Source organism: Alteromonas sp. Cnat3-28, assembly GCF_022348265.1.
GTDB classification, from domain to species: Bacteria; Pseudomonadota; Gammaproteobacteria; order Enterobacterales; family Alteromonadaceae; genus Alteromonas; species Alteromonas macleodii.
Genome location: NZ_JAKREY010000013.1, coordinates 101,897 through 111,253, shown reverse-complemented (window position 1 = coordinate 111,253; position 9,357 = coordinate 101,897). Strand labels below are relative to the sequence as shown.

General features: G+C 44.4%; 10 protein-coding genes and 1 tRNA gene. 1 reads left to right on the top strand and 10 read right to left on the bottom strand.

Going from position 1 to position 9,357, the window contains the following annotated elements; genetic code table 11:
• From MHM87_RS14200 to lolB, 10 genes are all read right to left on the bottom strand, one after another.
• Nucleotides 1-658 (bottom strand): IS110 family transposase (locus MHM87_RS14200; protein WP_239259717.1); only part of this gene is annotated, 658 nt, incomplete at its 3' end.
• 116 nt (nucleotides 659-774) lie between these two features.
• On the bottom strand, nucleotides 775-1,866 hold the full coding sequence (gene ychF, locus MHM87_RS14195; RefSeq protein WP_239259715.1) for a redox-regulated ATPase YchF: 1,092 nt from the start codon (nucleotides 1,864-1,866) through the stop codon (nucleotides 775-777).
• Between the two features lie 41 nt (nucleotides 1,867-1,907).
• Complete coding sequence (gene pth / locus MHM87_RS14190; protein WP_014949010.1) at nucleotides 1,908-2,489, bottom strand: aminoacyl-tRNA hydrolase; 582 nt, start codon at nucleotides 2,487-2,489, stop codon at nucleotides 1,908-1,910.
• Between the two features lie 5 nt (nucleotides 2,490-2,494).
• On the bottom strand, nucleotides 2,495-3,127 hold the full coding sequence (locus tag MHM87_RS14185; RefSeq protein WP_014976150.1) for a 50S ribosomal protein L25/general stress protein Ctc: 633 nt from the start codon (nucleotides 3,125-3,127) through the stop codon (nucleotides 2,495-2,497).
• Nucleotides 3,128-3,491: 364 nt separating this feature from the next.
• Entirely contained in the window at nucleotides 3,492-4,493 is a 1,002-nt protein-coding gene (locus tag MHM87_RS14180; protein ID WP_168463538.1) for an alcohol dehydrogenase catalytic domain-containing protein, read from the bottom strand.
• Nucleotides 4,494-4,617: 124 nt separating this feature from the next.
• Entirely contained in the window at nucleotides 4,618-5,100 is a 483-nt protein-coding gene (locus MHM87_RS14175; protein WP_014978888.1) for a hypothetical protein, read from the bottom strand.
• A 256-nt stretch (nucleotides 5,101-5,356) separates the two neighbouring features.
• Nucleotides 5,357-6,304: a ribose-phosphate pyrophosphokinase gene (locus MHM87_RS14170; RefSeq protein WP_014949014.1), complete on the bottom strand. Its 948-nt coding sequence runs from the start codon at nucleotides 6,302-6,304 to the stop codon at nucleotides 5,357-5,359.
• Between the two features lie 33 nt (nucleotides 6,305-6,337).
• Nucleotides 6,338-6,413 (bottom strand) — tRNA-Gln (locus tag MHM87_RS14165).
• 33 nt (nucleotides 6,414-6,446) lie between these two features.
• Nucleotides 6,447-7,313 (bottom strand): 4-(cytidine 5'-diphospho)-2-C-methyl-D-erythritol kinase, encoded by an 867-nt coding sequence (gene ispE / locus MHM87_RS14160; protein WP_239259713.1) that lies wholly within the window; start codon nucleotides 7,311-7,313, stop codon nucleotides 6,447-6,449.
• Nucleotides 7,313-7,939, bottom strand: coding sequence for a lipoprotein insertase outer membrane protein LolB (gene lolB, locus MHM87_RS14155; RefSeq protein WP_239259711.1), 627 nt, complete (start codon nucleotides 7,937-7,939; stop codon nucleotides 7,313-7,315). Before lolB ends, ispE begins: the two co-directional genes overlap by 1 nt.
• 131 nt (nucleotides 7,940-8,070) lie before the next feature.
• On the opposite strand from lolB, the gene hemA reads away from it, so the two are divergent.
• Nucleotides 8,071-9,345 carry a glutamyl-tRNA reductase gene (hemA, locus tag MHM87_RS14150; protein WP_239259709.1) on the top strand — a complete coding sequence of 425 codons (1,275 nt, stop codon included), beginning with the start codon at nucleotides 8,071-8,073 and terminating at the stop codon, nucleotides 9,343-9,345.
• Nucleotides 9,346-9,357: the final 12 nt, after the last annotated feature.

Below are 9,357 nucleotides of genomic sequence, written 5' to 3'. Positions count from 1 at the left end.
TCCCAGGAATCGTTTTAAGAAGCTGGCCTATCGGGTTTGTTTCAACCAATTGCTTCAACTTTTTATCCTGTCTATCGATGTTTTCATTGAGAAACAGATAGTACTCGTGAAGCTCCATCAGCTCTTGCATAAGTAACCCTGGTATTGTCTGTTTTTGCTGAGCAAGCCAGTTAAACAGTTGCTTCATCACGCTATGGCCTGTAGGCAGCGCAACACCAAACTCCAGAAGTAATGCGCCTATGCGGGACATACACGCTGTTCGGTCTTTAATGTAACCGTGCCTAGCTTTATGAATAGCGGAAATAACTTGGGCTTCTTCTGACTTTACGCTGACAAAGCGCATATTGGGTCTTGTCGACGCTTCGCATATAGCTTCTGCATCTATGAAATCATTCTTGTTGCTTTTAACGAAGGGCTTTACATATTGCGGAGGAATAAGCCTGACTGTATGCCCTATCGACTCACACTGCCTGCCAAGCCAGTGTGCACCGCCACAAGCCTCGAATGCAATCGTGCATGGCGTTAACTGATGAAGAAAATGAATGAGTGCCGAACGGGAAAATTTTTTGCGAATGATTTGGTTATCTGAATAATCCCGGCCTATCACATGAAAAGATGATTTGCCTAAATCGATTCCAAGAACTTTAATAGTAGACATGATGGTTCGCCTCTTTGATTGCCTAACTCTAAGACTAGCTTAGAGGTGAGGCGGACCATCTAATTAAGCCACCTTGCGGTGGCTTTAGTAAACAGTGCTAATTTCTACAATAGAAATTACACGTTAAAGCGGAAGTGAATAACGTCACCGTCTTTAACAATATAGTCTTTACCTTCTAAACGCCATTTGCCTGCGTCTTTCGCACCTTGCTCGCCATTGAACTCAACGAAGTGCTCGTAGCCTACGATTTCAGCGCGAATAAAGCCTTTTTCGAAGTCGGTGTGAATTTTACCTGCCGCTTGTGGTGCAGTTGAGCCTTCAGGGAAGGTCCACGCACGTACTTCTTTTACGCCTGCAGTAAAATAGGTTTGTAGTGTAAGAAGACTGTAACCCGCACGAATTACGCGGTTAAGACCTGGTTCTTCTAGACCCATGTCTTGCATAAACTCTTCGCGTTCGTCGTCTTCAAGCTCAGCAATATCAGACTCGATTGCCGCGCACACTGCAACTACAGTGGCATTTTCGCCTGCTGCAATTTCTTTAACCTGATCAAGGTACGGGTTGTTTTCAAAACCGTCTTCATTCACGTTTGCAATGTACATGGTTGGCTTAAGGGTAAGCATGTTCATGTAGCTGATTGCCGCAAGCTCTTCTTTAGTCAGCTCAAGTGAACGCAGTAACAAGCCTTCGTCTAGGTGCGGCTTAATTTTCTCAAGCACTTTCATTTCGTACTTAGCTTCAGCATCGCCACCTTTTGCGCGCTTAGCAACACGGTGAAGTGCTTTTTCTGTTGTTTCTAAGTCGGCAAGTGCAAGCTCGGTGTTGATAACATCGATATCGTCTTTAGGGCTAACGCGACCTGCAACGTGAACAATGTTCTCATCATCAAAACAGCGTACTACGTGACCAATAGCGTCAGTCTCACGGATGTTAGCAAGGAATTTGTTTCCTAAACCTTCACCTTTAGAAGCACCTTCAACCAAGCCAGCAATATCTACGAATTCCATGGTAGTAGGAATAATGCGCTGAGGTTTTACGATTTCAGCCAACTTGTCCAAACGAAGATCTGGCACAGGAACAACACCTGTGTTTGGCTCGATAGTACAAAACGGGAAGTTTGCCGCTTCAATACCTGCTTTAGTTAATGCATTGAAAAGTGTTGATTTACCTACGTTTGGTAGGCCAACAATACCGCATTTAAAACCCATGGTATGGATCCTTAGTTTGGAAAAGTGATAACTGGCTAGGTTTACCCTTTGTGCGAGTGTAACCTGTTTTGTGCTTGCTTAAGGTCTTCTTTCAGCAAAATTTCTGTACAGCGTACCGCTTCATCGATGGCACTTTCAATGGCTGCTTTTTCTTCTGCTGGTGGTTTTCCAAGAACATGGCCGGTAACGCGGCTTTTATGACCTGGATGACCAATACCTATGCGCAAACGCAAAAAATTCTTGTTGTTACCCATTTTAGCCACAATGTCACGTACGCCATTTTGACTAGAGCTTCCGCCCACTTTGTATTTTGCAACACCTGGGGGTAAATCTAACTCGTCAAACGCTACTAATATTTGTTCTGGTTCTATGCGGTAAAAGTTAGCCAGTGCTGCTACGGCTTGTCCACTTTTATTCATAAAGGTAGTGGGGTAGAGCAAACGGATATCTTTGCCTGCAACTGTAATGCGAGCAGTTTTACCGAAGAATTTGGTTTCTGGTTTTAGCGGGGCGTTGTAGGTGTCGGCTAGTTGGTTGAGAAACCATTCACCGGCATTGTGTCGGGTATTTTCATATTCGGGGCCTGGATTACCCAGACCCACGATAAGGCGGATATCAGCCAAGAGGATTATTCCTCAGAAGCTGCTTCTTCGCCGTCTTCTTCTGCGTCAGCCGCTTTAGGAGCAGGCTTAACAGTTACAACCGCTAGGTCGTGAGCTTCGTCGTTCTTCGCAAGTTCTACTGAAGAAACGCCAGCTGGAAGAGTTAGGTCAGAAAGGTGTAGCGTTTGACCCATTTCAACACCAGCCATATCTACTTCGATGAACTCAGGAAGGTTCTTAGGTAGACAAGTAACTTCGATTTCAGTTACGTGGTGCTCAGCAATACCGCCAGCTTTAACAGCTGCAGATTTTTCTTCATTTACGAAGTGAAGTGGTACGTTAGTGTGAACGTCTTGACCAGCGATTACACGTTGGAAGTCAATGTGTGTGATCTTTGGCTTGAACGGGTGACGTTGCATATCTTTAACTAGAACTTCAACAACTTTACCGTCAAGGTTAATCTCAAGAACGTGAGAATAAAACGCTTCAAAGTCAGCAGAGTTGTTTACTTTGTTATGATCTAGTGTGATAGAAACTGGCGCTTCTTCACCACCGTAGATGATACCAGGTAGCTTGTCTTCGCGACGTAGGCGGCGGCTCGCACCTTTCCCTAGGTCTGTACGAACAGAAGCGTCTAGTTTGAAATTTGCTTCAGACATTGTCTGTCTCCAAAAATATAAGTCTAATGATGTGGATTTTTGCGACCAAAACCCACGGTAAAATGATGTGAATTACGTTTAAAAATAACTTTTTATGCGCAATAAAACACCAGCCCAAAATTCAAGGGCGGCGAATTCTAACACCACCTACCAAAACATACAATTACAAAGGCAGATAAAATATCCAACCAAGCTAATGCAAGTATTTGCGTTACTCACAATAAAAGAAGCGCACCTTGGCGCGCTTCTATCATATTTATAGAAAAAGCACTTTGCTAAGACTAACTTGACCGTTAATGTCTCTTTCCTATGGCTTCACAAGGTCAACAGGCCTTGGGAACATAGCAACTTTTTACACAAGCGTTTACTTCGTCAGCACCACTCTGTAATGGGCTTTACCTTCTCTTAATCGCGCAATTGCCTCATTTACGTTATCAAACTTGAAGGTTTCGGTCACAGGTTCAATATTGTGGTGTGCAGCGAAATCTAGCATGGTTTTAATGGTCGCTGGGCTTCCCACTGGTGAACCTGACACACTTTTCTGACCACCAATTAAGTTAAACGCACCAATATCTAGAGGTTCAAGGGTGGCGCCTACAAAGTGAAGGCGGCCTTTCGGTGCCAATGTAGATAGGTACAAATTCCAGTCTAGCTTTACATTTACGGTTGAAATAATTAAGTCAAACCGACCGCGCGCTTTTTTAATTTCATCTTCATCACGGCTATTAATTGTATCTGATGCACCTAGCTCTAGCGCTTCCTTCTTTTTAGATTCGCTTGAAGTGAACGCGACTACCTTACATCCCCACGCATTTAAAAACTGCAGGGCAAGATGACCTAGGCCGCCAATACCAACTACACCCACTTCACTGGTAGGACTAATACCAAACTGGACTAATGGGTTGAAGACGGTAATACCTCCGCAAAAAAGAGGGCCTGCCTTTGTACTATCGATAGCATCGGGAAGGGGAATAACGGCACGTGCTTGGGCGCGCACTTTATCTGCAAATCCACCGTGACGACCACCTATGGTCATCGTAGCATCGGCACACAGGTTATGATCGCCTTCTTCGCAGGTTCTACAACTATTGCAGTAGCCTGAATGCCAGCCTAAACCGACACGCTGTCCCACCTTAAGTGACGTTACATGTTCACCTATTTGGCTAATTGTGCCGACAACTTCGTGACCAGGTACAAAGGGATATTCTGTCATGCCCCATTCATTATCGAGCATGCTTAGGTCGCTGTGGCAGATACCACAGCTTTCAACGTCTATTTCAACATCATGTGAACCAAGCTTACCGGGGTCGTATTGAAACTTTTCTAGTTTTCCACCCGCTTCTTTAGCGGCATATGCATTTATCATCAATAACCGTCCTTTTAAGTGTTGCTACGCAACATTCACGCGTAAGCAAAAATTCTATAATTGCTAAATCGCTAGCTTCATTACCTTTATAAGTAATTTGCTACACGCATAGCTACATTCACGATCATTGTGTTTGCAGGTTATCAATGACTTTACTGGTATCGAGTACTTTAACGCTTGATACTTGAAGTACCGTACCGAATTGCGTAAAGGTCATCATATCAGGTTTAGGCGTACCTTTAACTTCCACAACAAGGCCGTTCTTTTGATAAGTTTCATCTAAACCATGTAGCGTATAGCGATCGCCGTTTTCAGCAATAAAAGCATAAAAACCGCCTTCGAGATCTTTATAAATAATACTGCCCTTCATGGTGACTTCACCTTTTGCATTATCTTCTACGGCTTCAGCCTGAGTAACTGGTTCGGCTACCAGTTCCTTGGGCATAGAACTCTTATCATTAGCTTGAACTGTGGAAGATTTGTCTTTCATTTCAGTTCCTTGTTTCTCAAGATCTGCTTGTTTCACTGAGTCGTCATCTCCAGAGCAGCCCGCTGTATTTAAAAGGGCAGCAATTACTGCAACAAGGCATAGTGTTTTTGTTTTCATTTTATGTCCTTAATATTAGTTTTAACGCACAACAATTCTTAACGTTAAACCTAAAATTGATGAAAAGAAAGTCACATTAACGAGTCGGAAAACGGCAATAAAGTATATTTAAGGCGTAAACGGAATGTGTTTGGCTTGATGTACTGTTCTTATTCTTAAGGCGATGTTCGCTTTCAAAGAAAAAAGAAAGGTAAAAAAAAGAGCCGGCGCCACTTACATGGGCCAGCTCTTTGGTAGGAGTAACAATATTTAAATTTTAGTATTCAAACATTGCTGAAATAGACTCTTCGTTGCTGATACGACGAATAGTTTCTGCAAGCATCTCAGATAAAGTAAGCTGTTTTACTTTTCCAATTTGCTTCATCTCTGCACTTAATGGGATAGAGTCGGTAACGATAATTTCGTCAATAACAGACTCTTTAAGATTGTTTGCAGCGTTACCTGAAAAGATAGCGTGAGTTGCGTAAGCATAAACACGACGCGCACCATGTGCTTTAAGTGCTTCAGCTGCTTTTGCAAGCGTACCGCCTGTATCAATCATGTCATCGACAATGATGCAGTCTCTGTCTTTTACGTCACCAATGATGTTCATTACCTGAGCCACGTTCGCTTTAGGGCGACGCTTATCGATAATGGCAAGGTCGGTGTCGTTAAGTAGTTTCGCAGTAGCACGTGCACGTACAACACCGCCAATGTCAGGAGAAACGACTACAGGGTCGGCAAAATCACGTCTTACCATGTCAGCAAGAAGGATAGGAGTACCGAATGCGTTATCCACCGGAACATCAAAGAAACCTTGAATCTGTTCGGCGTGTAGGTCGATAGTAAGTACGCGGTCAACACCAACGTTAGACAGGAAGTCAGCCACTACTTTCGCAGTAATTGGCACCCTAGCTGAACGAACACGACGGTCTTGGCGTGCATAACCAAAGTAAGGAATTACTGCTGTAATACGACCAGCTGATGCGCGACGTAGTGCGTCGATCATCACAATAAGTTCCATAAGGTTATCGTTAGTAGGCGCACACGTAGACTGGATAATAAAAACGTCCGAGCCACGGACGTTTTCATGAATTTCTACGCTGATTTCACCGTCACTGAAACGGCCAACTTTGGCATTTCCAAGTTTGGTGTAGAGGCGATCGGCAACTTTCTGGGCAAGTTCTGGTACGGCATTACCTGCAAAGAGCTTCATATCTGGCACAAGTGGTTCCTCAGTGCGTTGATAAAAGAGGTTTGGCTGGGGTAGCAGGACTCGAACCTACGAATGGCGGGATCAAAACCCGCTGCCTTACCAACTTGGCTATACCCCAATTTTTAAGTTCTTGTCCGATGTGGCGTACACGCTATCTTTGTTGTTCTAATTTGTCTAATAGTGGTGAGCGATTCACACCTTTTGCGACAAAACTCTGCCAAGCTTCAGGCATTTGAGCCCTAACTTGTTCGGCTAAAGTGTAGTCAGAAAAAGTGGCAAACACGCATGCACCTGTGCCCGTCATTCGCGACGGTGCGTAGTGTACCAACCACTGTAATAATTTTGCAACTTCAGGATAGCGATTCGCGACTAATTGCTGACAATCATTCCAAGTTTTTTCAAATTTATAGTCTTCCCAAAGTATCGCTGGTGTATTTCTGGGCAAATCGGGCGAGGTGAACACTTCGGCTGTGCTGACATGAACATTTGGGTTCGCTACAAGAAAATACTGTTCTTTTTGGGGAGCTGGCGTTATGTCTTCTCCAACGCCTCCTGCAAATGCCGTTAGACCTCGCACAAAAATAGGTACGTCAGCGCCTAAAGCTAGCCCGAGCTCAGCCAGTTCATCTTCACTTAGCCCTGTGTTCCAAAGGTGATTAAGCGCCACTAACGTGGTTGCTGCATTCGATGATCCCCCGCCAATGCCGCCACCCATAGGAAGGCGCTTGTCTACCGAAATAACGGCACCTTTATTACATTTTGTTTTTGTTGCCAGCAGTCGCGCTGCTTTTACAATTAAATTGTCATCGTCTGGAACCCCATCCAGTGGGGTTTCCATGCGTATGGTTGTGTCGTCTGTACTTATGTCAAAGGAGAGTGCATCGCCGTAATCCAGCATTTGAAACAGACTTTGAAGCTGGTGATAGCCGTTGTCGTAGCGGCCAAGTATATGCAAGAAAAGGTTCAGTTTAGCGGGCGAAGGCCACCAATCTTTATGTTCTGAAACAGATGAGTTCACTACAGAGTCCACTGATAAATTTTAATTTTAAGCTGAGTATTAGGCATGTCCGGCGTTTCATTCTGGGTAAGCGTTATGCTGTGAGGCAACCATACAGATGTGCCATCATCTAGCTCAACACTACCGTAATTACCGTAAGCAACTTGCCAATTGCGGCAACCTTGGCAATAGCTTTCAAGGGTGTTAACCAATCCTTTTTCAGTTAGGCTAAATTTATCACCGTCTAGCGGTAAGCCTTTTACCCAAGACAATAGTGATTCCACCGGAATGACCATTCCCGTTATCTGGTAAATAAGTGGTTCTGGTAGAGCATCTACATACGTTTCGCCGTCAGCCTCTAATACCGACTGCTGCTGGGTAACGTTAAGGCTAACCAGACTTACCCCTAGAAAATTGGTTAATCGAAAATCAAAATCACCGGAATCGTTTTTCCAGACTAAATTAAGGCTGGCCGCTTCCTTTCCTTGGCGAAATGCAATTTTTCCGCGCATTTGCCACTGATATACTTCAGCAACTTTTTCAAGTTGGGCCGTGAGGTTTACCGCGTTTTCTGGGCCTTTGGGAGCGGTTGTGCATGCGCTCAGTACGAAGCAGAGAAACAACAGTAGGGAAATAAAGCGAATCATTAAGGCGCGTTACCTGTATAAAAATAAAACACATTTAATTGTGACATTATGGGAACACAGTTTCACCAACACTTTCAATCATTTTGGGTTTTTCGTACAATGCCGCTCCGACGTTGCCAGCACAGATTTTAATGACTTTACTCGCCCTCGGTATTAACCACAAAACAGCACCAGTAGCACTTCGCGAAAAAGTGGCCTTTACACCAGATTCTCTGGTGGAAGCGCTTGCGAGTTTAAAAAAGCTGGAAGGCGTAGATGAGTCTGTCATTGTATCGACCTGTAACCGCACTGAGCTATACGTTAATACTCAAGACGACACCGGCCAAAAGCTTCTACAATGGTTAAGTGACTTCCATCACTTGGATGTAGAAGAGATTGCCAATAACAGCTATGTGCTCGCGCAGGATGAAGCGGTAAAGCACATTATGCGTGTAGCCAGCGGACTTGATTCACTGATTTTGGGAGAACCTCAAATCTTAGGTCAGGTGAAGCAGGCGTTTGGTGATGCAAAACACTCAGGTATGGTGAGCAGCGAATTTGATAAGCTGTTTCAACATACGTTTTCGGTGGCGAAGCGAGTTCGCAGTGAAACAGATATAGGTGCAAACGCGGTAAGCGTGGCATATGCAGCCGTTCAGTTGGCCAAGCATATATTCGCTGAACTACCAAAACGTTCAGTGTTATTAGTGGGAGCTGGCGAAACCATTGAACTTGTGGCTCAGCATTTGAAAGAGCAGGGCGTGAGCTGTTTGGCGGTGGCGAATAGAACCGTAGCGCGAGCAGAAGCCTTAGCCGAAACACTAGATGCAAGTGTATTTACCTTATCGCAGGTGCCAGAGCACTTAAAAGACTTTGATATCGTGATAAGCTCTACCGCTAGCCAATTGCCCTTAATTGGCAAGGGTATGGTGGAGAAAGCCCTTAAACAGCGCAAAAATATGCCGATGTTTTTGGTGGACCTTGCGGTACCACGAGATATTGAGTCAGAGGTAAACGAGTTAGGCGATGCCTATCTTTATACTGTTGATGACCTGCAGCATATTGTTCAGAAGAATTTAGAAAACCGCGAGCAAGCAGCAAAAGAAGCCGAAAAGCTCATCAACAAACAAGCTGGCGACTACATGACGTGGAAGCAGTCGCAGCAATCGATAGATTTAGTAAGACAGTATCGCCAAAAAGGCATGGCACAGCGTGACGATATTGTGGAAAAAGCCAAAGCGCAATTAGCGGAAGGTAAAAATGCCGAAACGGTATTAGAAGAAATGGCGTATAAATTAACCAATACGCTATTGCACCCAACAACCTTAGCGTTACGCGAGGCTGCCATGCACGATGACCCGGCATTGAGCCGATGGATGGGACAGGCATTAGATTTATCTGACTTTTCGTCAGACGATAATAAATAAGGTAATAAGAAG

What these genes read in the sequence shown, in the direction of transcription:
- ychF (WP_239259715.1), bottom strand. Translation starts at nt 1,866, where the DNA reads ATGGGTTTTAAATGCGGTATTGTTGGCCTACCAAACGTAGGTAAATCA.
- MHM87_RS14185 (WP_014976150.1), bottom strand. Translation starts at nt 3,127, where the DNA reads ATGTCTGAAGCAAATTTCAAACTAGACGCTTCTGTTCGTACAGACCTA.
- MHM87_RS14180 (WP_168463538.1), bottom strand. Translation starts at nt 4,493, where the DNA reads ATGATAAATGCATATGCCGCTAAAGAAGCGGGTGGAAAACTAGAAAAG.
- MHM87_RS14175 (WP_014978888.1), bottom strand. Translation starts at nt 5,100, where the DNA reads ATGAAAACAAAAACACTATGCCTTGTTGCAGTAATTGCTGCCCTTTTA.
- lolB (WP_239259711.1), bottom strand. Translation starts at nt 7,939, where the DNA reads ATGATTCGCTTTATTTCCCTACTGTTGTTTCTCTGCTTCGTACTGAGC.
- hemA (WP_239259709.1), top strand. Translation starts at nt 8,071, where the DNA reads ATGACTTTACTCGCCCTCGGTATTAACCACAAAACAGCACCAGTAGCA.